This window comes from Cellulosilyticum sp. ST5 (genome assembly GCF_046529625.1).
GTDB classification, from domain to species: Bacteria; Bacillota; Clostridia; order Lachnospirales; family Cellulosilyticaceae; genus Cellulosilyticum; species Cellulosilyticum lentocellum.
This window is the reverse complement of record NZ_CP132338.1, coordinates 3,162,104-3,185,492: the sequence shown is the minus strand read 5'-3', so window position 1 is coordinate 3,185,492 and position 23,389 is coordinate 3,162,104. Positions and strand designations below refer to the sequence as shown.

The following is a 23,389-nucleotide window of genomic DNA, read 5'->3' as shown; positions in this document are numbered from 1 at the left end:
CTTAATAAGTAATCATCGTACTTTGAAAAACAAATACTACAACAATTATAGATTTGTAAGTTATAGCAATATAACTTGCGCCTAACGATAAATGTACACGCACATTAGTGCAAAAATGTTTGTCAGGGTGTAAAATCTACAATTTAACCGATAATAAATATTCTTTGTATTCAACGTAAAGTTGATTAACAAGGCACAAACGACCGATTAACGAAAGTTAATCATTATAGGTCAAGCTACTAAGAGCGTAGAGTGGATGCCTTGGCACCGAGAGCCGATGAAGGACGTGATAAGCTGCGAAAAGCTACGGGGAGTTGCAAATAAACCTTGATCCGTAGATATCCGAATGGGGAAACCTGGCAGAGCAAACCTCTGTCATCCTATAGCCAATACGTAACTATAGGAAGGGAACGAAGGGAACTGAAACATCTAAGTACCTTCAGGAGGAGAAAGAAACATCGATTTCCTAAGTAGCGGCGAGCGAAAGGGAAACAGGCCAAACCAGATTACTTGTAATCTGGGGTTGAGGACTGCGTCATGGCAAGAATGCGGATAGCTGAAGAGTCTGGAAAGTCTCATCAAAGAGGGTGATAATCCCGTAAGCGAAATCCAAGTGAAGCCTAGCAGTATCCAGAGTACCACGAGACACGAGAAACCTTGTGGGAAGCCGGGGGGACCACCCCCCAAGCCTAAATACTCCTCGGTGACCGATAGCGCATAGTACTGTGAAGGAAAGGTGAAAAGAACCCCGGGAGGGGAGTGAAAGAGAACCTGAAACTCTATGTTTACAAGCAGTGGAAGCGCCATATGATGCGCAACCGCGTACTTTTTGTAGAACGGTCCGGCGAGTTACTAGCTGTGGCAAGGTTAAGTACCAGGAGGTACGAAGCCGAAGGGAAACCAAGTCTGAATAGGGCGCCAAAATAGTCATTGTTAGTAGACCCGAAACCGGGTGACCTACCCATGTGCAGGATGAAGTTACCGTAAAAGGTAATGGAGGTCCGAACTCACATCTGTTGAAAAAGGTGGAGATGACGTGTGGGTAGCGGAGAAATTCCAATCGAACCCGGAGATAGCTGGTTCTCCTCGAAATAGCTTTAGGGCTAGCGTTGATAGGAGTCTAATGGAGGTAAAGCACTGAATTGCCTAGGGGGCCCACAAGCTTACCGAAGCATATCAAACTAAGAATGCCATCAAGATACCGTCAGCAGTCAGACTACGAGTGATAAGACACGTGGTCAAAAGGAAAACAGTCCAGACCATCAGCTAAGGTCCCCAAGTGTGTGTTAAGTGGAAAAGGATGTGAGATTTCGAAGACAACTAGGATGTTGGCTTAGAAGCAGCCACTCATTCAAAGAGTGCGTAATAGCTCACTAGTCGAGAGATCTTGCGCCGAAAATGTCCGGGGCTAAAACACACCACCGAAGCTATGGAATTCACAATAGTGGATTGGTAGAGGAGCGTTGTAACGACGCAGAAGCAGTACCGTAAGGAGCTGTGGAGTAATTACAAGTGAGAATGCCGGAATGAGTAGCGAGATACAAGTGAGAATCTTGTAGGCCGAATATCCAAGGTTTCCAGAGTAAAGCTGATCTGCTCTGGGTAAGTCGGGACCTAAGGCGAGGACGAAAGTCGTAGTCGATGGACAACTGGTTCATATTCCAGTACTACCTATTATCAGAACTGCAGGGACGCAGGAGGATAGGCAAACCCAGGAATGGTATCCTGGGCCAAGCACAAAGTCGCACCTAACAGGCAAATCCGTTAGGCGAGGATGAAGTGTGATGGGGATCGAAATAAAAGTAGAGAAGTTGCTGAATCCACACTGCCGAGAAAAGCTGCTATTGCGTGATAGGTACCCGTACCGTAAACCGACACAGGTGGATGAGGAGAGAATCCTAAGGCCGACGGGAGAAGCGTTGTTAAGGAACTCGGCAAAATGACCCCGTAACTTAGGGAGAAGGGGTGCCTACTTAGGTAGGCCGCAGAGAATAGGCCCAAGCAACTGTTTAACAAAAACACAGGTCTTTGCTAAACCGAAAGGTGATGTATAAGGGCTGACGCCTGCCCGGTGCTGGAAGGTTAAGGGGAGAGGTTAGTCTAAGGACGAAGCTTTGAACTTAAGCCCCAGTAAACGGCGGCCGTAACTATAACGGTCCTAAGGTAGCGAAATTCCTTGTCAGGTAAGTTCTGACCCGCACGAAAGGCGTAATGATTTGGGCACTGTCTCGACAGCGCACCCGGTGAAATTGTAGTACCAGTGAAGATGCTGGTTACCCGCGACAGGACGGAAAGACCCCGTGGAGCTTTACTGTAGCTTGATACTGAGGTTGGGTATTACATGTACAGGATAGGAGGGAGACTGAGAAATCTGGACGCCAGTCTAGGTGGAGTCGCCGGTGGGATACCTCTCTTGTAATACTTAACTTCTAACCATGGCCCGTTACCCGGGTCTGGGACAATGTCAGGTGGACAGTTTGACTGGGGCGGTCGCCTCCTAAAGAGTAACGGAGGCGCTCAAAGGTAACCTCAGAATGGTCGGAAACCATTCGAAGAGTGCAAAGGCATAAGGTTGCTTGACTGCGACACCGACGGGTGGAGCAGGTACGAAAGTAGGACTTAGTGATCCGGTGGTATGAAAGTGGGATTGCCATCGCTCAACGGATAAAAGCTACCCCGGGGATAACAGGCTTATCTCCCCCAAGAGTTCACATCGACGGGGAGGTTTGGCACCTCGATGTCGGCTCATCGCATCCTGGAGCTGAAGCAGGTTCCAAGGGTTGGGCTGTTCGCCCATTAAAGCGGTACGCGAGCTGGGTTCAGAACGTCGTGAGACAGTTCGGTCCCTATCCGTCGTGGGCGCAGGAAATTTGAGTGGAGCTGTCCTTAGTACGAGAGGACCGGGATGGACGGACCACTGGTGCATCTGTTGTCATACCAATGGCATAGCAGAGTAGCCAAGTCTGGATCTGATAAACGCTGAAGGCATCTAAGCGTGAAGCAGACCACAAGATAAGATTTCCCATCCGAAAGGAGTAAGACCCCTTAGAGACTATGAGGTAGATAGGTTGGAGCTGTAAGTGTAGTAATACATTGAGGTGACCAATACTAACGGTTCGAGGGTTTGACCTAGATAATGAAGGTTAAATGGTTGTAGTATTTGTTCTTGAGAGTATGATAATAAAACTCTAATAGTTTTTGGTGGCGATGCGCTTAGGGGAAACACCCGTTTCCATTCCGAACACGTAGGTTAAGATCTAAGCGGCCGATGGTACTTGTCTGGAGACGGACTGGGAGAGTAGGTGGCTGCCAAATTTTTATTTTTTAATAATCATTAATATAAGTATAAACAATAACGCGGGATAGAGCAGTTGGTAGCTCGTCGGGCTCATAACCCGAAGGTCACAGGTTCAAGTCCTGTTCCCGCTATTAAGAAAGAAGAACGGTAATGCTCGTTTTCTTGCTAAAAAGCCTTCCATTTTAACGCGTAGATTAATATCTATAAGTTAAAATGGAAGGTTTTTGTGATTATAAAATTTTCATTTGAGGTTGATGTATGTTGTGGAGGGTGCATAAGAGAGAAGGATTATAACAATATGATAAAGAATAACAAGGGAGTTAAGTAATATTTTTATTACATTTATCCTCAGATAAAAAATAATAATCTCTATTGCATGATATTCTACTGTTTGGTTTATTATATGCTTATTCAGAATCAGGTATGAAACGCTTATGTTTTTTTCTAAAAGAAACAGGGGAGGTTTTCATATGATATTTAAATTGCCTACAAAAGTAAGAATAGTTATTATAGCCACATCTAATAGCAATTTCTTCTAAAGGTAAAATGGTTTCTAGAATAAGTTTTTTTGCTAACACAGAACGTCTAAGATGGATATAGTCTGTAATGGTATAACCAGTTTGACTTTTAAAAAGCGTACAAAGGTATGTAGGCGAGATATTGATAAAACTAGCGATCTGCGCTAAAGATAAATTCATAGTTACGTGCTCATGTATAAACATGAGTGCTTTTTTTATGATTGGATTTTCATGTTTTTCAATAAGATATCTTTAAGTTGGTTATGAGGACTTCATTATTATAGAAGACTTAAGTTTAAACATTCCAAAAGGAAAGGTTGTTTCTCAATAAATGCTACAAGCCGTTAAGAAACACTAATTAGTCTTGAATAATAATTATTATAAGACTATAATGATGACAAAGATTAAAATAAATTAGAATGATTGAGATGTATAAGACGATTAAATATATTTCAAAATGCTATATTTAGTGATTAACCTTTTAAAGACATATTAATGACGAGATATTCGCCAATAAGGTAATAAATAATAAAATAAAGAAATGGAGGAAAGAGAGTGGAAGAATTATATAATCAAAGAACTATAATGATGAGTACAGTAACCAAGGAAGGTATGCCAGCTATCAGCTATACACCTTACGTAAAAATAGGAAATGAATTTTATATTTTTATTAGTGAAACAGCTGAGCACTATCATCATTTAGTGAATAATCCTCAAATAGCTATTATGCTTATTGAAGATGAAAAGGATGCCAAGATACTATTCGCAAGAACTAGAATGACTCTAAACTGCAAAGCTAAAAAACTTGAAGCAATGAATGAAGCTGCATGGGATTTATTTAAGGAACAATATGGTGAAAAGATGATGGCACCTTTAAAAGAGCTAGATTTTGATATGTTTCAGCTGACACCAGAGAATGGAAGGCTTGTAAAAGGTTTTGGACAAGCTTCTACTATACAAATAGTAAATGGAGAAATGGTACTTACTCCAATAACTGGTGAAGGTCATAAAAAAAGAAAGAAATAAAGTACAGCTTAATTAAGGTAAAGTGTACTATTTGAGGTTTTAGATTCTATACTGACATAAAGAAAGTGCGTTCCTAAGATATGGGAACGCACTTTCTTTATCTAATAATTTATAGGATACAGTGTATAGATGATTATTTGGATGTATCAAAATAGCTGGATTATCATCAAATTGATTTTTAAGATGTAAACTCATTATTTGAAAGAAGCATTATAAAACATATATTTTTTCCAATCTCCATGAGCTATATATTTACCCTTGTTTCTCACATGCTTTTCATTGATATATAAGTAAACCCAACAAAGTTCCTCTTTACCAGTAGATAATAAAATAGGTTTTTTCTCACGGATATATAAATCTTTCTCAGAATCACCTGTATAGCCTTCTAAGAGATCAATACTTTTAAGATGCTTATCATTAGAGAGGGTACAGATTTCTCCATGAACTATATCATTTCCACTTACGATAGCAGGATAACCAGCAGGAAGGTGATAAAGAGAAAATCCTTTTATACAACCGGGCTCAATATGCTTAACGCGATTTTTGAGTACTTTATCATGGTTCCAAAAGTCTTTACGTAATGAGCCATAAACAAATATTTTTTCCATTGTATTTCTCCTTCTTTCTAAGTTAATAATCAAATGTCGTAGAGAAAGGAACTGTCTACAATTCTAGCTCAAGTGAGAGATAATAATCATAGACAGCACCATAAAAATGAAATATAAATGTTTTAGATAAAAGGTGATTTACATCCTTAGCAGATAGCACCTGCTGCAATGTGTAAATCTTCAGTATGAGTTGCAGCTGCCTGGATGCAAAGTGCAAGACCTTTAGTGATGTCAGCTTGAGACATAGATGGCATATTAGGTTTAGCTGTTACTTGTGCTGGAATATAAGGTACGTGAATGAAACCACCACGGATAGTTGGGAATTCTGTATGAATCATATGAAGTACACCGTACATGACATGATTACATACAAAGGTTCCAGCACTATTAGAAACAGAAGCAGGAATGCCTGCTTTAATCATAGCTTGTGTCATAGCTTTAATTGGCAAATTAGAAAAATAAGCAGCAGGTCCATGATCTGCGACCTTAACATCTACAGGTTCATTACCTTCGTTATCTTTAATACGTGCATCATCAACATTAATCGCAATACGTTCTGGTGTAATACCAAAGCGTCCTCCTGCTTGTCCTACAGAAATAACGATATCAGGTTGGTGTAATTCTATGGCAGCTTTAATTTTAGCTAAACTTTTTCCAAACACTGTAGGAATTTCAAGTTTAATAACCTCTATAGTGTCAATTTTGTCTGGAAGAGCCATTACAGCTTCTAAGGCAGGATTAATACTTTCTCCTCCAAATGGGTCAAACCCTGTAATTAATACTTTCATGATTTGTTCTCCTTTCAAATTCATTAAATGGAATAACTAGAAACCTAAGAAATACATGAGAGCTATATGAACAAGTAACAATGGGATAGCTACATAAGCTTGATATTTAATAACTGCATTTTTATTTTTTATATTTAATAAAGCTACAGGAAGAATGTTAAAGTTAGCAGCCATAGGTGTCATAAGTGTTCCACAGTAACCAGCTGTAAGTGCTAAGGTTGAACAAATAACGATATTTCCACCCTGCATAAACACGAAAGGAACACCAATACCAACTGTAATAACAGAAAAGGCAGCAAAGGCATTTCCCATAACCATAGTAAACACAGCCATACCCACACAGTAAGCAGTCACACCAATTAATATGTTACCTTGAGGGATGAAATTAGAAATATTAGTAGCAATAACATCACCAACACCAGCAGCAGTAAAGAGTGAACCGAGTGCTGCTAAAAGTTGAGGTAAAATACAAGTAACACCAACTGCTTGAAGCATACGATTACTATCTGCAGAAACAGTCTTAACATCTGCTTTAGTAATAAAGAGCGTAAGAATAATCGTAATAAAAGCAGCTATACCTATAGCAACAGTACCACTAAAGTTAGTAAATTTAGCAATACAGATAACCAAAATAGCAATAGTAATAGAAGGAATAAAAACTTTATTACCTAACACTTTAGCTTGAGCTGCAGAAAATTCGGGTTTAGGTGCGTTAACCTTACCAATCTTAACTTGTTTGGTAGCTGTTAAGATACCAATAATTATTAATAAGATACCAACAACAGTACCAGGTAGGAGACTACCGAATGTGAAAATAGTTCCTAAGATAGCCCAAAAAAGAGTGGTACCTATACGTGTTGGACTAGTATGATCTTTTATGATATTAAAGGCTACTAAATACATTAATAATCCCACGCATACATAAAAGATTTCAAGTAAAATAGAGTTATTCATTATTTAGCACCTTCTTTCTTTGCATAACGTTTAGCAATTTTCTTATCTAATAATGTATTTTGAATAAAACCGAAAATAAGTGCGATAACTGCTACAGGAATAGCGGCATTAGCTACAGATAAGGCATCTACTTGATATCCAAGTTCTTCTAAAGTTCCTACTATAAGTAGAACACCTGAATTAGCTACGAAAATATTTTGGGCAAAGAAGTTACCTAAGTTATCTGCAGCGGCAGTCATAGCCTTGATATCTTCTTCAGTTTTTTCATCTACAGTACCATATTTGCTGACAGCAGCACCTTGAGCCATAGGTTCAATAAGTGGACGAACAAATTCTGCTTGCCCAAGTTTGACACCCACTGCAATGGCAATCTCACGAATAAACAAATATAGAGTTGCAATACGTCCAGCAGACATTCCTTTAAGTTTTTGTATTAAGTGTGTAGCACGTTCCTTTAGACCATATCTCTCACATAGTCCGATGATTGGTAGGATGAGTAAGAAAAGTGCCATAGAACGTTGAGTAGTAAAGGTACTACCAAGAGTATCTAAGATTTCTACAATATTCATGCCGCCTAGAAAGCCTGTAAGTACACCAGCTGTAAGTACAACAGCGATGGTATCAAGCTTTAGGATAAAACCAGCGACGATGACTAAAATTCCGATAAGTTGCATACAATACCTCCTATTTATGTTAACTAGATTATATTATACACAAAAAATAGTAAAGAATAAATAAAAATACATAATGTGCTTTAAATTACCATTGGAATATATGGATTAAAATCGAAAAAATACTTCAGATAGAACTACAAGATAAATTAACTAATATCATCCTAAGTAAAAAATTACTAGATAAATAAGATAGATAGAAATAAGTATAGGATATTAGCTTTAAGAGAAATAGAACACAAGCCAGATGGGGGAGGGATAGATAAGGTCTAGATAGAACTAATGCTGCATAAATATACAAATTAGTATTGCAAACTATTAGTATTTGGCCTTTTTACCAGAATTAAGGTATAATGCTTATATACTATAAAAAATAGAAGATGGTACTTATTTGTTACTTAAAATGATACATAAATGAACCTCAATTCACTAGTCAATAAATTGTATATAAAACTAGCAAGTGGATTATACTGGATGATATAGAGAAAATAAAAGGGAGAAGTGCTTATGGAGAGAACATTTATTATGATTAAAAGTGACGGAGTAGCTAGAGGGTTAATGGGAGAAATTATTAGAAGAATTGAAAGAAAAGGCTTTAAAATTACTAAAGCGCAGCTTCTAAGTCCTGCTAGAGAGCTAGTAGAGAAACATTATGAGGAGCATATAGGTAAAGTGTTTTTTGAAGAGTTAGTAGAGTATATATTAGAAGGACCAGTCATGGCTATGGAGGTACAGGGAAAAGATGTGATTGCGGTTATGCGAAGCATTATGGGTGATAAAGATCCAATTAAAGCTATTCCAGGTACTATTAGAGGTGATTATGCTAATACAGTAACTAGAAATCTCATTCATGGTTCTGACTCCTTAGAGCATGCAGAAAGAGAAATAAACCTTTGGTTTAATTAAAAAGTAAATACAACAATAAGAAATCAATTAAAAAGCTGAGTTAGGCCCGTGTGCTTAACTTAGCTTTTTTCGTCTAGTAGTTGAGGCTTTTTCTAAATGGATTTAACAGATAACGATAATAAAAATTTATTTTTATTGAATCAAAAATTCATACAAAGTAATCTAATAAGTAGAACATGCATAAAAGAGGGGAAATAGGGAGATGAACAAGAAGGAATTTGTCAGGCAGGCAGAAATAATAAAAAAGCAGCTCTATAAGACCGCCTATTTATATTTAGGTAATGAGGCAAATGCCTTAGATGTTGTTGATGAAACGATTTATAAAGGATATAAAGCGCTATGGCAGCTTAGAGAAGAAGAATATTTTACCACATGGATGACACGCATTCTCATTAATGAGTGTAAGAAAGAACTAAAAAGGTTATCTAGGATAAAATGCCAAGAATCATTAGTGACGAAGCAAAGTGAAGACTATGATTATGATCAATTACCTCTTAAAGAGGCTATTAGAAGTTTACCAACACAGCTGAAGGATGTGGTTATTTTGCGGTACTTTTCTGGATACACTTTAGCTGAGGCTGCAAAAGCATTAAATATTCCACAGGGCACAGTAGTTACCAGGCAGAGAAAGGCTTTAAAGTTACTAAAATTAGAATTAGGAGAGGAGGAATAAGGAATGAACAGAAAAGAAGAATACGAACTATTAATGCAAGAAATAGAGGTAACACCCGTTAGGCTAGAATATGCAATTCAGCGTACAGAAGCTAAGGTAAAAGCCAATAGATGGCAGCGTTTCTTTGGAATACCGATAGGAACAGGTTTGACTTTTTTGATGGTGTTTACCATATTAGTTAATAGTATTCCTACCTTTGCCTATAGTTGTGGTAATATTCCTCTTATAAAGGAATTAGCAAAGACTGTTGCTTTTTCTCCTTCTTTAGATGCAGCAATTGAAAATAAGTATGTGCAGCCAATTAACCAAGAAAAAGTTATTAATCATATGAAAGTACGCATTGAATACCTTATTGTAGATCAGAAACAGGTCAATGTTTTTTATTCGTTAGAATCAAAGGATTATGAAGAGGTGAATATAGAACCTGAGATAGACGATAGAAATGGAGATACACTAGAGGGTTATACCTTGGCTTCTAGTAGTTATGGTATGCCAGATGGAAAGATTAATTATATAACCATAGATTTTGTGGATGGGGAAGTGCCCGAAGGATTAACCTTAAAAATAGGTGTTTATGATATGAAGTCTAGTTATGATCTTCCTATTAGTACGTTTACCTTTAAATTAATATTTGATCCTCATTACACAGCACAAGGTGAGAAATTAACAATAGGTCAATCCATTGTAATAGATCAGCAAAAGCTAACATTAGAAGAAGTAGAAATTTATCCTACACATATGAGAATTATACTTGAAGATGAAAAAGAAAACGCTGCTTATCTTAAAAGTATGACCTTTTACTTGGAAAATGAAAAAGGAGAGCGGTTTGATAAAATAGCCAATGGTATTTCAGCAACAGGGAAAATAGATTCTCCTATGATGAATGTCTATAGGGTGGAAAGTGCATTTTTCTCTGAGAGTAAAGAGCTTACTTTATATATTACTGGAGCAGAATGGCTAGATAAAGATAAGCAAAAGATGAAGCTAGATTTAGCAAATACAAGTGCTGAAAGCTTACCAGAGGGTGTGACTTTTGAAAGTGCAGAGAGAAGAGGTAAGAGCTGGTATTTAACATTTAGTGGAAACCAGTATGAAGATAATAAAAATTATCAAATATGGAATGGCATCTATTATGATGAACAAGGTAAAGAATATGAATACAATGGTTGGTCAACAGTTAGTGGGATTTGGAGTGAAAAAGACAAAAAGTATATCAGTAGACCAAATACCTTTTTTGTAGAGATCTTACTAGAAGATTATCCATATGATACAGTTTATATGTCACCTATTTTTTCACATTATATTCAGCTGGAAAACCCAGTAGCTATAAAGATCAAGTAAATCTTAATACACACAAAAAAGCTGAGTTAGCCCTATGATGGTTAACTCAGCTTTTACTTTCCCAGCTCCTTGTTTTAGCTTCACTATTAGCGAACTTTCCTCTAAAAAGGCATTATAAGTAGCTCCTCAGCACCTTGATGCTTCTTGGAGGTTTAGCGTAGCTCATAGTAAAAGCTTAAATCAAAGAGGAGGAGCTCTATTTAGTTTAGTTGGTGCACCTGATCTAAGAACTAAGCTGAATAGACTCTAGTTTAATGCTTTATTTTAAATACATCTATATAAATGTACTCAAGAATATAATTATCTAATTAAAATTTTTCAAAAAATGAATTATAATGAAATGAATAGTTACAATAGAGTAATTAATAAAGTTCATTTAAGGGGAAAATATAATGAGATATGGAAAAAGAGATTGGACGAGTTATGAAAGAGGCATAGAAAGAGAGTGGCTCATTACGAATGGTCGTAGTGGCTTTGCAGGAGCCACTATGACAGGGGCTAATAGTAGAAAGTATCATGGTCTACTGATAGCTTGTTTAACTTCGCCAGAAGAGCGTTATATGATATTAAATAAATTGCAAGAACAAGTGATTTGTGAGGGGGAAAGTTATCCTTTAACAACCACTAAATATCAAAAAAATATTGTAAAGGGTTATGAGAATCAGCAAAGTTTTTCCTATGATGGCCTCCCACATTACCGTTATGTGATTAATGGCTTGGTGATTGATAAGCAAGTAGCTTTGGCATATGGAAAAAATACAGTCGTTATTGCGTATGACATTTGCAATAATAGTAAGGAAGCCGTGTTAGATGTTTCACCATTTTTGACATGTAGAAATCCTGGGGAGTGTTCTAAAAAGGTTAATTTAACTTTTGAAAAAGGGAATCAAGAAAATAATAAAACAAGTAAAGCATTAAAAAATGAGCAGCAGTTTATTCCTCAATTTAATAAAGAAATGCTTATTCGGCTTTGGAGTACAGAAGGAGATTTTAAAGATGAAGAGCAGCTTACTGAAAAAGTCTTTTATGATGTGGATCAAACCACCGGAGACCCTTGCACTGAGCAGCTTTATAAGCCTGGGAGTTATGAAATAAATATAGCACCTTATGAAAAGAAAACTGTTTATATTGTATGTACTTTAGAAAAAGAAAACATAAATCCAGCAAAGGTAGTCAAACAAGAAAAGCTTCGCATAAGTAAACTTAGAAATACCTTTAAAGAAGAGAGATTAATGGCTAAATACTTACCTATAGCTGCAGACCATTTTATTGTACAAAGGGATTCTATCAATAGTAAAACAATTTTGGCAGGATATCCTTGGTTTTTAGATTGGGGTAGAGATACTATGATTGCCTTTAATGGGCTTACTTTATCTACAGGACGTTTTGATGATGCTAAGGAAATACTTAAGAGCTTTGTATTATATGAAAAAGATGGCCTTATTCCTAATATGTTTCCTAGTAATCAAGGAAAGCCTCTTTATAATACAGTAGATGCTTCGTTATGGTTTGTACATGCTACCTATAGTTATTTACTTTATAGCAATCATGAAGAAAGTACAGCTTTTGTAGAAAAAGAGATTTATCCTTATTTAAAGAAAATCATAAAAGCTTATAAGGAAGGTACACATTTTTCAATACATATGGGGGAGGATAGCCTTATTTGGGCAGGATCAGGCTTAGACCAAGTCACTTGGATGGATGTAAGAGTAAATGATATTGTAGTGACACCAAGACATGGCAAGCCAGTAGAAATTAATGCTTTGTGGTATAATGCATTAAAGATTATGGCATGCTTAGAGCAGAAGTTTGAAAATGGGCAAAAAGAAGGTTATGAAGAGCTTGCAGAAAAGGTAAAGATATCTTTTAATAAGGCTTTTTGGAATGAAGCAGATGGCTGTTTGTATGATGTAGTGGATGAAAAAGGTGGGGACAGTAGCATAAGGCCAAATCAAATTTGGGCAGTTTCACTTCCTTTTACTATGCTTCCAAAAGAAAAAGAAAGAAGTGTGGTTCGTAAGGTTTTTGAAGATTTATATACGCCATATGGTTTAAGAAGCTTAACCCCTGCTCATCCAGACTATCATCCGACTTATAAAGGAAAACTATTTGATAGAGATATGGCTTATCATCAAGGAACAACTTGGGGCTTTCCTATAGGAGCATTTTTTACGGCTTATTGCAAGGTAAATCAGTATAGTAAAGAAGCACTAGAATTTGTAGAAGGTCTTGTGAGCGATCAAGAGGTAGACCTTGAAAATCAATGTTTGGGAACGATTGCAGAAATATTCGATGGAGGCAGCCCACATTTTGCAAGAGGCTGCTATGCCCAGGCTTGGAGCGTGGGAGAATTACTAAGAGTTTATTATGAAGACCTTTTGGGTGGTAGAATAAAACTTGAAGAAGCACACAAAAAGATGTTTTGCTAGAAGATAATATTTCGATTATTAATAATAAAGGCCTACAAGTGATGCAGCACTTGTAGGCCTTTATTACTACAAAGAGTAGGAGGGATTAATATATAAAATATTAATGAAATGGCTAGAGTGATTTTAGAATGTATGACTCAGTTGATCTAAGGAAAAAATCGTTTGGTCACCAAGAAGTTTAAAGTTAAAGCTATCAGAAGTGTGCCTCGTAATTTCAAAGGTCATCATATCATGAAAGGCTTCTATTTGATCCGGATAAGTAATAGTGATGAGCAGGGTAAAATACTGTTTGGAGGTACCTAGTCTAAAAATATCACAGCTCAAATCCACTTGGTCAGTAATACTATAAATATTATTAAAGTCAATAAGGGTTATTTCACAGTATGCAATAATGCAACTGTAAAGTATTTCTTCACTGCAAGCCTCAGCTGGGAAATAACTATAGTAAAGGCCAGAAGCTTCATCATATATGAATATTTCCTTTCCTGTAGCATTTAATTTCTTATAATATTTCTCATCTATAAAAAGTTTACAATTTATTTTTTTACTACAATCCATATGAATCCCCCTTTAAATCACTTTTATTTTGTATAATCCACAACTTTTCCATTAATGAGTTTAGCTAGAAACTCGCCAACATCTGCTTCAGCATCTTCTCTGTCTAAATGCTTTTTAGTAACAAGAGCTGAAATGAGTTCTTCAGGTGTACAACCTTTTTCTAATTGATTCCATAAGAAGATACCAGTTTCATTAATAGAAGGTAGGCCATCTAATGCCCTATTATTGGTGTCTGCTTCATAAGCTAAACAAAACTCGCCACCTAATTCTCTGAGTATAAATCCTTTTTTGATTTTAAGTGTTTTAATAAACATTGGAGGCTCCTTCCTTAATGAATAATAGTTCCAGTCTCTGATAAGTCGTAGCCGGATAAATAAGAAAGTTGATTTTTAAAAGTCTTTGATTGGATAATCTGAGTAATTACCTCATAAATTTGTTGTTTGAGTGCAGATTTTTTAAATACTATATCGTAGTTTTCTTGTTGGATAGGAATAAAATCAAGGGTAGGAAATTGTTCTAGGACATTGGCATGGCCTATGGCCACATCTGCCATACCCATCGCTACTTGACCTGCACAAGTGGTATGAGATAAAACTTCTTTTTCATAGCCGGTAATAGAGAGAGGAGAAATGTTTTTAAGACGAAGATGTTCATCTAACAATACTCTTGTACCACTTCCTTTTTCACGATTAACAAAAGTGATTCCTGGTCTTACTAAGTCTTGAAATCCAATAATTGACTTTGGATTACCTTTTTGTACATAAAAGCCTTGCATACGCTTAAAGAGATGAATGACTACTGTCTCTACACCAGGAAGCAAATGATGGATGTAGGAAAGGTTATAGGAATGATCTGTTCCATTCCAAAGATGAGTAGTAGCCAAATGAACTTTATCAAAGTATAAGGCATAAAGGCTATTATAACTGCCCATATAAGAACGAAGAGTAGGTAGACCTAAAGGATGTGCTTCAATATAGGAACAAAGCATATCAAGAACAGGATCTTGGCCACAAATAATGAGACCACTTGAATGCTTTAAAAACTCAGTTTTAAGTAGGGCATTTTCCGGGTAATGAGAAGAGGGAGTAGAAGTATGATTAACAAGTGAGGATGTGGCTACTGTAGAAGGAGAAAGCTGCAAGTAAGTATTAAGCTGAACCTCAGATATTCTAAGTTGTTTACCAATCTTGGTAGATTGCAATTCACCTCTTTTAATGAGGTCATAGACAGTGTGCTTTTTAATTTTGAGCTGATCGGCTATCTCTTGAGGTTTGTATAGTTTTTCCATCTTTCTACCCCCTCTCTGGAGTGATTTTTTACCCTTAATCTTCTATGCCAATCATAACAGATGTGGCTTTAATCAGGGCGTAAGCATCTGAACCAATCTGAAGCTGTAAATCCTCTACGGCTGATTTTGAAATAGTAGAAACAATAATATTTCCGCCCCCTATATCTAAAGAAACAATAGAATTAACGGCGCCTTCACTAATATTAACGATTTTTCCTTTGAGTTGATTTCTTGCACTAACCTTCATGGCTATGCACCTCCTAAAGTAGTCATATAAAAATATAGTTTTTATTATAGGGGTTTAAGGATAAAAGTATATAGGAAGGCTAAAGAATGTAAAATTTCATGCAGAACATAATGATTATGAGAAGCAGGCATACTTGATTATGAACAAAAATACTTACTCAAACAATCCGTGGATAGTACATAATGAAGTATAACATGGATGAGAAAAATGAATTGGCTACTGTATATAGACGTAAATGACTTACATTCGTTGACACAAGGGGGCTCATGTAGTTAGATGTTCCTATACCAAAATGAACAAAACTTAACAAAAGGAAACAAAACAACAAAATAGTGAAATGGAGGAGAGCATATGAAGAAACGTGTAAGACTTTTAATGATGATGTTAGTGTTATTAGTAGTACTTGTTGGATGTAGTGCCAAGGAAAGTGAAGCTAATAAAGCTAAGGTCTCAGCTTCACCTGAGGTGGCAAAGGAAACGAAAACACCACAAGCTGAGCCTACAGAAACACCAAAGGAAAAAGTTAACTTGCAAGTATTTATAGCAGCTAGTTTAAAAAATGCTATGACAGAAATACAAAACAATTATGAGGTGCTTCATCCCGAAGTAGAGATTACATTTAATGCAGATAGTTCTGGTACCCTTCAAAAACAAATTGAAGAAGGAGCAGCGTGTGATGTTTTCTTCTCAGCAGCAATGAAACAAATGAATGTACTTAATGATGGCGGTTATGTATTACCAGATTCAATTGTACAGCTATTAGAGAACAAAGTTGTACTTATTAAACCAGTAGGAGGTGAAACAGCTGTTACTGGTTTTGAAGATATTACGAAAGCTGCTAATCTTGCTTTGGCAGGAGAAGATGTACCTGTTGGCTCGTATGCAAGAGAGATTTTTACCAGTCTTGGCATCTTAGATCAAGTCATGGCTAGGGAAATTAATGAAGGTGCGAATGTAACAGCAGTCCTGTCAGCCGTCAGCGAAGGCAGTAATGAAGTAGGTGTAGTATATGCTACAGATGCTAATTCTGTTAAAGACTCAGTTGACATTATTGCCGAAGCACCTGCCGGAAGTTTAGAAAAGCCAGTTGTTTATCCAGTAGGACTTATCAAGAATGCAGAAGCCAGTGATGCAGAGACAACAGCAGCTAAAGAATTTGTAGCTTACTTACAAACGGAAGATGCAATCAAGGTTTTAGAAGCCTATGGCTTTACTAGTCATAACAAATAAATTTTGATTATAAAAGGAGGGAAGTACAATGGAGGCACTGCTTACAGAAGTAAATTGGAGTCCACTTTTTATTTCTTTAAAAACAGGAATAGTAGCAACTATACTTGCTTTTTTCATAGGGATTTTAGCAGCTAGATTTGTAATGAAATTAGGGAATACGATGAAGTGGATTGTAGATGGCATTTTGACTCTCCCTCTTGTATTACCTCCTACAGTAGCAGGTTTTTTCTTATTACTTCTATTTAGCCTTAAAAGGCCAATTGGCAAATATTTATGGATTAATACTGGGGTGAAGGTAGTACTTAGTTGGCCAGGATGTGTATTAGCAGCAGCAGTTATTGCTTTTCCACTTATGTATCGTAATGCAAGGGCAGCTTTTGAACAGGTAGATGTAAATATGATTGCTGCAGGTAGAACCTTAGGGATGTCAGAGCGAAAAATCTTTTGGAAGATTGTTATGCCTATTGCCATGCCGGGGATTGCATCAGGGACAGTTCTTACCTTTGCTAGGGCCATTGGCGAATATGGCGCTACTTCTATGCTAGCAGGCAATATTTTAGGGAAAACACAGACCATAGCTTTAGCTATTGCTTCAGAAGTATCAGCAGGAAATTTTGAAGTGGCAGGATTTTGGGTGACAGTTATAGTCATTCTCTCCTTCGTGATTGTTTTAGCCATTAACATGATTTCCGGTAAGGGGATGAAGCAAATGAGGAGGTGGACTATGTGAGTATAGAGGTGGCACTTCATAAAAAGCTAAAGGGCTTTGAACTAGATATGGCTTTTACAACAAGGGGAAAATGCACGGGAATCTTAGGGGCATCTGGTTGTGGTAAAAGTATGACTTTAAAATGTATAGCTGGTTTGGAAAAGCCAGATAAAGGAGTAGTTCGATTAGGGGATAAAACCCTTTTTAATAAAGCACAAAGAATTAATATACCCCCTCAAGAAAGAAAGGTAGGATATTTGTTTCAAAATTATGCATTATTTCCTCATATGACGGTTGAAGAAAATATTAGTATAGGCATGAGAGGAAGTAAGATGGAAATCAAAGAAAAGATAAGTGATCAAATCGAAAGGTTCAGATTAAAGGGTTTGGAAGGGCATTATCCCTCACAGCTTTCGGGTGGGCAACAGCAGAGAGTAGCCCTAGCTAGAATTTTAGCGTATGAGCCAGAGGTCCTCCTATTAGATGAACCTTTTTCAGCTTTAGATAGTTTTTTAAAGGATGCCTTAGCGAAACAACTTCTAGAAGTCTTGGAAGATTTTAAAGGAGATATAATTATGGTATCTCATAGTAGAGATGAACTTTATACCTTTTGTGATCAGCTCATTGTCATGGAGAATGGAAGGGCCTTATTAGAAGGCAGTACAAAAGATATCTTTTGCCAGCCAAGGAAAATGGCAGTAGCACAGTTAACGGGTTGTAAAAATATTTCTCCTATAAAAAGATTAGGTAAACATCAGCTTTTGGCAGTGGATTGGAATCTTAAGCTGACCACTAAAGAAGAAATTAAAGCATCCGCTAAATATGTAGGGGTTAGAGCACATGATATTAAGTTAGAAGGTCAAGTAAACGATAACTATTTTAACATGGAAATACTGAGTTATTTAGAATTTCCCTTTGAAATAGACTATTTAGTACAGGAGAAAAAAAGTAGACCAGCACAGCCTTTATGCTGTAAGTTTTCTAAAGCGCAAGTACCAAATTCAAAAGAAATAAATATTTTTATTCCGCCTAAAGCCTTGATACTCTTAGAGTAGAGAGGCTTTTAAAATGTTTTCTGATAAAATTACCTCTTTTTTTCCAAAAAGTTATGTGTTATTATAAACAAAAATATTCAGTAAATTGTGAACAATTTTTAGTAATATCATATCATTGAAAGCCCATATAAGGATTCCTATAATGAGAGCATAGGGAATCACAAAAATAAATAACGTTTTTTACAACGGCGTAGAAAAATGAGTAGTATCATTTTCTGCGCTGTTTTTATTTTTACCAGCCCGGGAAGTAAAAATAAGCAGGTTCTCTAAGCGTTTGTAAAATAAAATCATAGTATTTGAAAATAGGAGGTAGGGTTATGAGACAAGTAGCGATTTATGGTAAAGGCGGAATTGGTAAATCAACAACAACACAAAATTTAACAGCAGGTTTAGCAGAAATGGGGAAAAAGGTTATGATCGTTGGATGTGACCCTAAAGCAGATTCAACAAGACTTGTACTTGGGGGACTTGCACAGAAGACAGTACTTGATACCCTTCGTGAAGAAGGTGAAGATATTGACCTTGACTTCATTTTGAAAGAAGGCTATGGCGGAATCAAAGGTGTAGAATCAGGTGGACCAGAACCAGGTGTTGGTTGTGCAGGTCGTGGTATTATTACTTCTATTAACCTACTTGAACAGTTGGGTGCTTATGAATCAGATTTAGATTATGTATTTTACGATGTATTAGGCGATGTTGTATGTGGTGGTTTTGCAATGCCTATTCGTGAAGGTAAAGCTCAAGAAATCTATATTGTATGTTCAGGTGAGATGATGGCACTCTATGCAGCTAACAATATTTCTAAAGGTATTATGAAATATGCAAGTACAGGTGGTGTAAGGCTTGGTGGACTAATTTGTAATTCAAGAAAGGTAGATGGGGAAGCAGAGCTGGTGAAAGCTGTTGCTAAGGAGTTAGGGACTCAGATGATTCACTTTGTACCTCGTGATAATGCCGTACAGAAGGCAGAAATTAACAAAAAAACAGTTATAGATTTTAGTCCACAAGAACCACAAGCAGATGAATATAGAGAACTTGCAAGAAAAGTAGATGGCAATGATATGTTTGTTATTCCTAAACCATTATCAATAGATAAACTAGAATCTATTTTAATGCAACATGGTATTTTGGACTGAGAAGAGCAATTAAGAATTAAAAAGTAAGAATTAAGAATGAAAATGAAAGATAAAACAAACCAATCACTTACAATTATTCATTATTAATTGCTTACTACTATTTTAAATTAAGGGAGGTAGAACATATGGTATTGGTTCGTGCAATTATTAGAACTCATAAAGTAGGAGAGGTCTTATCTGAACTTCTTTCAGCGGGTTTTCCTGCAGTTACCAAGATGGATGTATTTGGGCGTGGTAAACAGAAAGGTGTTAAGGTAGGAGAGGTTTACTATGATGAGATTCCAAAAGAGATGCTTTTAATGGTTGTCAAAGATGAAGATAAAGATGATGTGGTTAAAATGATTATGAAATATGCAAGAACAGGTGAAAAAGGTAACTTTGGTGATGGACGTATTTTCGTAAGTCCAGTAGAAGAAGCTTACACCATTAGTACGAAATCATCAGGTTTATAGGAGGGGCTGTCTATGAAAGAAATCATGGCAATTGTAAGACAGAATAAGGTTAATGCTACAAAAAATGCATTAGCTGAAGCGGGTTTTCCTGCATTCACCTGTAGAAAAGTGATGGGTCGAGGCAAAAAGCCTATAGACCCATCCGTAGTAAAGACTATTCTAGAAGCAGAAGCTATGCCTGTTTCACCAGTAGGTGAGTATATTACAGAAGCTTCAAGACTAATTCCTAAAAGGTGTTTTGTGTTAGTAGTACCTGATGAAGAGGTCAAACGCCTTGTAGAAGTCATTATGGAAGTGAATAGTACAGAGAATCCGGGAGATGGCAAAATATTTGTATTACCTATTATGGAATCATATCGTGTAAGAGATGGAAAAACCGTAGACGATATAGATTCTTCCTATTAGGAGGTGAGGATATGGCTTCAGATTTAAGAGAAAAAGTATTAGAGAAGTATAGTGCGAGAGTTTATAAAAATAGAAAAGAGCATGTTATTGCCATTGGTGAAGGAAATAAAGATACCATAACGGCTAATACAAGAGCCATACCTGGCATCATCACCCAAAGAGGTTGTTGCTATGCAGGATGTAAAGGTGTTGTACTGGGGCCTATTAAAGATGCAGCTATCATTGTGCATGGACCTATTGGATGTGCTTTCTATGCTTGGGGAACGAGAAGACATAAAGCTTTTGCAGATGAAAAAGATGGAGAGAAAGCAGATTGCTATTTAGAATACTGCTTTTCAACAGATATGCAAGAGCCAGACATTGTATTTGGTGGTGAGAAAAAGTTAAAACAAGCGATTACAGAAGTAATTGATATTTTTCATCCTGCTATCGTGCTTATTTGTTCTACTTGTCCAGTTGGGCTGATTGGAGATGATATTCACGCAGTAGCAAGGTGGACTGAAACTGAACTTGGAACCAAAGCCATTGCTTTTAGCTGTGAAGGCTACAAGGGTGTAAGCCAATCAGCAGGTCATCACATTGCTAACAATCAATTGATTCGTTATATCATAGGCACAGGAGATAAAGAACCAAAGACCCAATACAGTGTGAATTTATTAGGTGAATATAACATCGGTGGTGATGGCTGGGAAGTTGAGAGACTTTTAAAACGCTGTGGTGTAGAAGTTGTTTCTGTATTTACAGGTGGTGGTAGCTATCGAGACCTTAAAAATTCCCACTTAGCTCACTTAAATCTTGTTCAGTGCCATCGTTCCATTAACTATGTAGCTGAGATGATGCAGGATAAATATGGTATTGATTGGCTGAAAGTTAATTTTGTAGGTATTGAATCAAGTGCTAAATCTCTTAGAGACATAGGAGAATATTTTGGGGATGAAGAGCTAAAAGCTAGAATCGAAGAAGTGATAGCTGATGAAATAGCGGCCATTACTGATGAGTTAGATTACTACAAAAGCAAGCTAAAAGGTAAATCGGCAGCTCTTTATGTAGGAGGTTCCAGATCCCATCATTATCAACTTTTATTAAAAGATTTCGGTGTACGTACAGTATTAGCTGGTTATGAATTTGCTCATAGAGATGATTATGAAGGAAGAGAAGTTATTCCTGATATTAAGCCAGATGCAGATAGCAAGAATATTGAAAGTATTGAAGTAGAGCCAGATCCCAAATATTACAAAGTACTTTTAACACAGGAGCAAAAAGAAAAACTCCTTGAAAAAGGTGTAGCGCTTAACTATTACGAAGGTATGTTTAAGGGCATGGAAGAAGGCGCTATTATCACTGATGACTTAAATCATTTTGAAACAGAAGAATTTTTAAAGGTATTAAAACCAGATGTCTTTTTCTCAGGTATTAAAGATAAATTTGTGACTCAGAAAAATGGTATGCTCTCAAGGCAACTACATTCTTATGATTATAGTGGGCCTTATGCAGGTTTTAGAGGAGCTATAACATTTGGTCATGACCTTGTCATGGGACTTTATACACCAGCTTGGAGTTATATTAGAGCGCCATGGCAAAAGGTTCCTAGTATTCAAGGTACATTAGGAGGTGAAGCATAATGCTTAATTATACACCAAAAGAAATATGTGATAGAAAAGCACTTCGTATTAACCCAGCTAAAACCTGTCAGCCAGTAGGTGCATTATATGCAGCTTTAGGTGTGCATGGTTGTTTACCTCATAGTCATGGTTCTCAAGGCTGTGTTGCTTTTCACAGAATGTATTTAACAAGACATTTTAAAGACCCGGTTATGGCGTCATCTAGTTCCTTCACAGAAGGCGCTTCTGTATTTGGTGGTGGTAGCAATTTAAAAACAGCTACAAAGAATATTTTTGATTTATATGATCCAGAAATCATTGCTGTTCATACGACTTGCTTATCAGAAACTATTGGTGATGACCTTAATGCTTTGATTACAGATATGAGCATTCCAGAAGGCAAATATGTGGTTCATTGTAATACACCAAGCTATAAAGGTTCTCATGTCACTGGTTTCACTAACATGGTAACAGGATTTATTAACTACTTAGCCACTAAAACAGGGACCTCTAATGAAAAAGTATGTTTGATGCCAGGCTTTGTAAATCCAGGAGATATGAGAGAGTATAAAAAGCTGTTAAATGCTATGAAAGTACCTTTCATTATGCTTCCTGATACAACTGGTGTATTAGATGGACCAATGACAGGGAAATACGAGATGTTTCCAAAGGGAAGCACTTTAATTAATGATATTAAAGCCCTTGGAGATTGTAAAGAAACCATTGCATTAGGGGTGCAGACTTCAGAAGCTTCAGCAGAGGCACTTAAGAAAAAATGCAGTGTACCTTTTAAATCATTACCTCTTCCTATGGGTGTTGAAGCAACTGATGAATTCATGCTAGCACTTCAAGCATTTTCTAAAGAGGATGTACCTGCAAACATTGAAGAAGAAAGAGGTCAGCTAGTGGATATGATGATTGACATTCATCCTTATACCTATGGTAAAAAGGTAGCCATTTATGGTGACCCAGATACAGTATTAGGCATAGCAGCTTTTGCTCTTGAATTAGGTATGATTCCTAAATATATGTTAACAGGTACGCCAGGTAGCCAATTTGAAAGCGCAGGAAAAGCGCTACTAGACAAATTCGGTGTGGAAGGTTGCACCGTCAAGGCAGATGGAGACTTATTTTTATTACATCAATGGATTAAAAATGAAAAGGTTGATTTACTCATTGGTGGTACTCATGGCAAAACCATTGCTAGAGCAGAAGATATACCACTCGTAAGAATGGGCTTCCCTATCATTGACCGATATATTCATTCTTATATGCCGTTAGTAGGTTATAAAGGAGCCATGAGAATGGCAGAGCTTATAGCTAATGCACTCATGGATTATCAAGATAGCCACTGTGAAGAAAAAGACTTAGAAGTTGTTATGTAGAATCTAAAATCTATTAAATATTCCCTCAAAATATTAATAGGTATATACACAAGAGCAGGAAAGAGGACCGTTTCTTCTATCCACTCTTGTGTACTTGAATTAACAGGAGAA

Annotated in this window: 22 protein-coding genes, 1 tRNA gene and 2 rRNA genes; 16 read left to right on the top strand and 9 right to left on the bottom strand. The window is 36.7% G+C overall.

The window, feature by feature from the left end:
* The first annotated feature begins 229 nt into the window (after positions 1-229).
* The 3 genes from QTL86_RS15540 to QTL86_RS15530 all read left to right on the top strand — a co-directional run bounded on the left by QTL86_RS15540 (position 230) and on the right by QTL86_RS15530 (position 3,429).
* A 23S ribosomal RNA gene (locus tag QTL86_RS15540) occupies positions 230-3,132 on the top strand.
* A 65-nt stretch (positions 3,133-3,197) separates the two neighbouring features.
* Positions 3,198-3,315 (top strand): 5S ribosomal RNA (gene rrf, locus QTL86_RS15535).
* 41 nt (positions 3,316-3,356) lie between these two features.
* Positions 3,357-3,429: transfer RNA gene (locus QTL86_RS15530), tRNA-Met, on the top strand.
* 276 nt (positions 3,430-3,705) lie between these two features.
* Here QTL86_RS15530 and QTL86_RS15525 read toward each other — a convergent pair.
* Positions 3,706-4,020, bottom strand: a complete 315-nt coding sequence (locus tag QTL86_RS15525; RefSeq protein WP_410495352.1) for a helix-turn-helix transcriptional regulator — start codon at positions 4,018-4,020, stop codon at positions 3,706-3,708.
* Positions 4,021-4,371: 351 nt separating this feature from the next.
* Between QTL86_RS15525 and QTL86_RS15520 the strand changes: the two genes are divergently transcribed.
* Entirely contained in the window at positions 4,372-4,842 is a 471-nt protein-coding gene (locus QTL86_RS15520) for a HugZ family protein (protein WP_127065484.1), read from the top strand.
* Between the two features lie 194 nt (positions 4,843-5,036).
* On the opposite strand, the gene QTL86_RS15515 is transcribed toward QTL86_RS15520, so the two are convergent.
* The 4 genes from QTL86_RS15515 to QTL86_RS15500 all read right to left on the bottom strand — a co-directional run bounded on the left by QTL86_RS15515 (position 5,037) and on the right by QTL86_RS15500 (position 7,866).
* Positions 5,037-5,450: a gamma-glutamylcyclotransferase family protein gene (locus QTL86_RS15515; protein WP_127065485.1), complete on the bottom strand. Its 414-nt coding sequence runs from the start codon at positions 5,448-5,450 to the stop codon at positions 5,037-5,039.
* A gap of 146 nt (positions 5,451-5,596) precedes the next feature.
* Complete coding sequence (pcp, locus tag QTL86_RS15510) at positions 5,597-6,238, bottom strand: pyroglutamyl-peptidase I (protein ID WP_127065486.1); 642 nt, start codon at positions 6,236-6,238, stop codon at positions 5,597-5,599.
* Between the two features lie 36 nt (positions 6,239-6,274).
* Positions 6,275-7,192, bottom strand: coding sequence for a DUF979 domain-containing protein (locus QTL86_RS15505; protein ID WP_410495351.1), 918 nt, complete (start codon positions 7,190-7,192; stop codon positions 6,275-6,277).
* The gene (locus QTL86_RS15500) at positions 7,192-7,866 is read right to left on the bottom strand and encodes a DUF969 domain-containing protein (protein ID WP_410495350.1); all 675 of its coding nucleotides are present in this window, start codon (positions 7,864-7,866) and stop codon (positions 7,192-7,194) included. The genes QTL86_RS15505 and QTL86_RS15500 overlap by 1 nt, the downstream gene beginning before the upstream one ends.
* Before the next feature lie 504 nt (positions 7,867-8,370).
* Here QTL86_RS15500 and ndk point away from each other — a divergent pair.
* The 4 genes from ndk (at position 8,371) to QTL86_RS15480 (ending at position 13,212) form a co-directional block, all read left to right on the top strand.
* The gene (ndk, locus tag QTL86_RS15495) at positions 8,371-8,769 is read left to right on the top strand and encodes a nucleoside-diphosphate kinase (RefSeq protein WP_127065489.1); all 399 of its coding nucleotides are present in this window, start codon (positions 8,371-8,373) and stop codon (positions 8,767-8,769) included.
* Positions 8,770-8,971: 202 nt separating this feature from the next.
* Positions 8,972-9,442, top strand: a complete 471-nt coding sequence (locus QTL86_RS15490; protein WP_410495349.1) for a sigma-70 family RNA polymerase sigma factor — start codon at positions 8,972-8,974, stop codon at positions 9,440-9,442.
* 3 nt (positions 9,443-9,445) lie between these two features.
* On the top strand, positions 9,446-10,783 hold the full coding sequence (locus QTL86_RS15485; RefSeq protein WP_410495348.1) for a DUF4179 domain-containing protein: 1,338 nt from the start codon (positions 9,446-9,448) through the stop codon (positions 10,781-10,783).
* Positions 10,784-11,175: 392 nt separating this feature from the next.
* Entirely contained in the window at positions 11,176-13,212 is a 2,037-nt protein-coding gene (locus QTL86_RS15480) for an amylo-alpha-1,6-glucosidase (protein ID WP_410495347.1), read from the top strand.
* Between the two features lie 123 nt (positions 13,213-13,335).
* On the opposite strand, the gene QTL86_RS15475 is transcribed toward QTL86_RS15480, so the two are convergent.
* Genes QTL86_RS15475 through QTL86_RS15460 form a run of 4 tightly spaced genes read right to left on the bottom strand, consistent with a single transcriptional unit; the run spans position 13,336 to position 15,305 of the window.
* Complete coding sequence (locus tag QTL86_RS15475; protein WP_410495346.1) at positions 13,336-13,770, bottom strand: hypothetical protein; 435 nt, start codon at positions 13,768-13,770, stop codon at positions 13,336-13,338.
* Positions 13,771-13,793: 23 nt separating this feature from the next.
* A complete protein-coding gene (locus QTL86_RS15470) occupies positions 13,794-14,084 on the bottom strand; it encodes a PqqD family protein (protein WP_410495345.1) in 291 nt (96 codons plus the stop codon).
* Between the two features lie 14 nt (positions 14,085-14,098).
* Positions 14,099-15,058: a substrate-binding domain-containing protein gene (locus QTL86_RS15465; RefSeq protein WP_410495344.1), complete on the bottom strand. Its 960-nt coding sequence runs from the start codon at positions 15,056-15,058 to the stop codon at positions 14,099-14,101.
* Positions 15,059-15,092: 34 nt separating this feature from the next.
* A complete protein-coding gene (locus QTL86_RS15460; RefSeq protein WP_013655490.1) occupies positions 15,093-15,305 on the bottom strand; it encodes a molybdopterin-binding protein in 213 nt (70 codons plus the stop codon).
* Positions 15,306-15,656: 351 nt separating this feature from the next.
* Here QTL86_RS15460 and modA point away from each other — a divergent pair, with 351 nt between their 5' ends.
* From modA to QTL86_RS15420, 8 genes are all read left to right on the top strand, one after another.
* Positions 15,657-16,535 (top strand): molybdate ABC transporter substrate-binding protein, encoded by an 879-nt coding sequence (gene modA / locus QTL86_RS15455; RefSeq protein ID WP_410495343.1) that lies wholly within the window; start codon positions 15,657-15,659, stop codon positions 16,533-16,535.
* 28 nt (positions 16,536-16,563) lie between these two features.
* On the top strand, positions 16,564-17,265 hold the full coding sequence (gene modB / locus QTL86_RS15450) for a molybdate ABC transporter permease subunit (protein ID WP_127065496.1): 702 nt from the start codon (positions 16,564-16,566) through the stop codon (positions 17,263-17,265).
* On the top strand, positions 17,262-18,299 hold the full coding sequence (locus QTL86_RS15445; protein WP_410495342.1) for a sulfate/molybdate ABC transporter ATP-binding protein: 1,038 nt from the start codon (positions 17,262-17,264) through the stop codon (positions 18,297-18,299). The genes modB and QTL86_RS15445 overlap by 4 nt, the downstream gene beginning before the upstream one ends.
* Positions 18,300-18,616: 317 nt before the next feature.
* Positions 18,617-19,435 carry a nitrogenase iron protein gene (gene nifH / locus QTL86_RS15440; RefSeq protein WP_410495341.1) on the top strand — a complete coding sequence of 273 codons (819 nt, stop codon included), beginning with the start codon at positions 18,617-18,619 and terminating at the stop codon, positions 19,433-19,435.
* A gap of 125 nt (positions 19,436-19,560) precedes the next feature.
* Positions 19,561-19,887: a P-II family nitrogen regulator gene (locus QTL86_RS15435; protein WP_013655495.1), complete on the top strand. Its 327-nt coding sequence runs from the start codon at positions 19,561-19,563 to the stop codon at positions 19,885-19,887.
* Between the two features lie 12 nt (positions 19,888-19,899).
* A complete protein-coding gene (locus tag QTL86_RS15430; RefSeq protein WP_410495340.1) occupies positions 19,900-20,292 on the top strand; it encodes a P-II family nitrogen regulator in 393 nt (130 codons plus the stop codon).
* 11 nt (positions 20,293-20,303) lie between these two features.
* Positions 20,304-21,914 carry a nitrogenase component I subunit alpha gene (locus tag QTL86_RS15425; RefSeq protein WP_410495339.1) on the top strand — a complete coding sequence of 537 codons (1,611 nt, stop codon included), beginning with the start codon at positions 20,304-20,306 and terminating at the stop codon, positions 21,912-21,914.
* Positions 21,914-23,278, top strand: a complete 1,365-nt coding sequence (locus tag QTL86_RS15420; protein WP_410495338.1) for a nitrogenase component 1 — start codon at positions 21,914-21,916, stop codon at positions 23,276-23,278. Before QTL86_RS15425 ends, QTL86_RS15420 begins: the two co-directional genes overlap by 1 nt.
* Positions 23,279-23,389: the final 111 nt, after the last annotated feature.

Excerpts from the sequence above, each read along its gene's own strand:
- QTL86_RS15525 (WP_410495352.1), bottom strand. The coding sequence starts at position 4,020 with ATGTTTATACATGAGCACGTAACTATGAATTTATCTTTAGCGCAGATC.
- QTL86_RS15515 (WP_127065485.1), bottom strand. The coding sequence starts at position 5,450 with ATGGAAAAAATATTTGTTTATGGCTCATTACGTAAAGACTTTTGGAAC.
- pcp (WP_127065486.1), bottom strand. The coding sequence starts at position 6,238 with ATGAAAGTATTAATTACAGGGTTTGACCCATTTGGAGGAGAAAGTATT.
- QTL86_RS15505 (WP_410495351.1), bottom strand. The coding sequence starts at position 7,192 with ATGAATAACTCTATTTTACTTGAAATCTTTTATGTATGCGTGGGATTA.
- QTL86_RS15500 (WP_410495350.1), bottom strand. The coding sequence starts at position 7,866 with ATGCAACTTATCGGAATTTTAGTCATCGTCGCTGGTTTTATCCTAAAG.
- ndk (WP_127065489.1), top strand. The coding sequence starts at position 8,371 with ATGGAGAGAACATTTATTATGATTAAAAGTGACGGAGTAGCTAGAGGG.
- QTL86_RS15490 (WP_410495349.1), top strand. The coding sequence starts at position 8,972 with ATGAACAAGAAGGAATTTGTCAGGCAGGCAGAAATAATAAAAAAGCAG.
- QTL86_RS15485 (WP_410495348.1), top strand. The coding sequence starts at position 9,446 with ATGAACAGAAAAGAAGAATACGAACTATTAATGCAAGAAATAGAGGTA.
- QTL86_RS15480 (WP_410495347.1), top strand. The coding sequence starts at position 11,176 with ATGAGATATGGAAAAAGAGATTGGACGAGTTATGAAAGAGGCATAGAA.
- QTL86_RS15475 (WP_410495346.1), bottom strand. The coding sequence starts at position 13,770 with ATGGATTGTAGTAAAAAAATAAATTGTAAACTTTTTATAGATGAGAAA.
- QTL86_RS15470 (WP_410495345.1), bottom strand. The coding sequence starts at position 14,084 with ATGTTTATTAAAACACTTAAAATCAAAAAAGGATTTATACTCAGAGAA.
- QTL86_RS15465 (WP_410495344.1), bottom strand. The coding sequence starts at position 15,058 with ATGGAAAAACTATACAAACCTCAAGAGATAGCCGATCAGCTCAAAATT.
- QTL86_RS15460 (WP_013655490.1), bottom strand. The coding sequence starts at position 15,305 with ATGAAGGTTAGTGCAAGAAATCAACTCAAAGGAAAAATCGTTAATATT.
- modA (WP_410495343.1), top strand. The coding sequence starts at position 15,657 with ATGAAGAAACGTGTAAGACTTTTAATGATGATGTTAGTGTTATTAGTA.
- modB (WP_127065496.1), top strand. The coding sequence starts at position 16,564 with ATGGAGGCACTGCTTACAGAAGTAAATTGGAGTCCACTTTTTATTTCT.
- nifH (WP_410495341.1), top strand. The coding sequence starts at position 18,617 with ATGAGACAAGTAGCGATTTATGGTAAAGGCGGAATTGGTAAATCAACA.
- QTL86_RS15435 (WP_013655495.1), top strand. The coding sequence starts at position 19,561 with ATGGTATTGGTTCGTGCAATTATTAGAACTCATAAAGTAGGAGAGGTC.
- QTL86_RS15430 (WP_410495340.1), top strand. The coding sequence starts at position 19,900 with ATGAAAGAAATCATGGCAATTGTAAGACAGAATAAGGTTAATGCTACA.
- QTL86_RS15425 (WP_410495339.1), top strand. The coding sequence starts at position 20,304 with ATGGCTTCAGATTTAAGAGAAAAAGTATTAGAGAAGTATAGTGCGAGA.
- QTL86_RS15420 (WP_410495338.1), top strand. The coding sequence starts at position 21,914 with ATGCTTAATTATACACCAAAAGAAATATGTGATAGAAAAGCACTTCGT.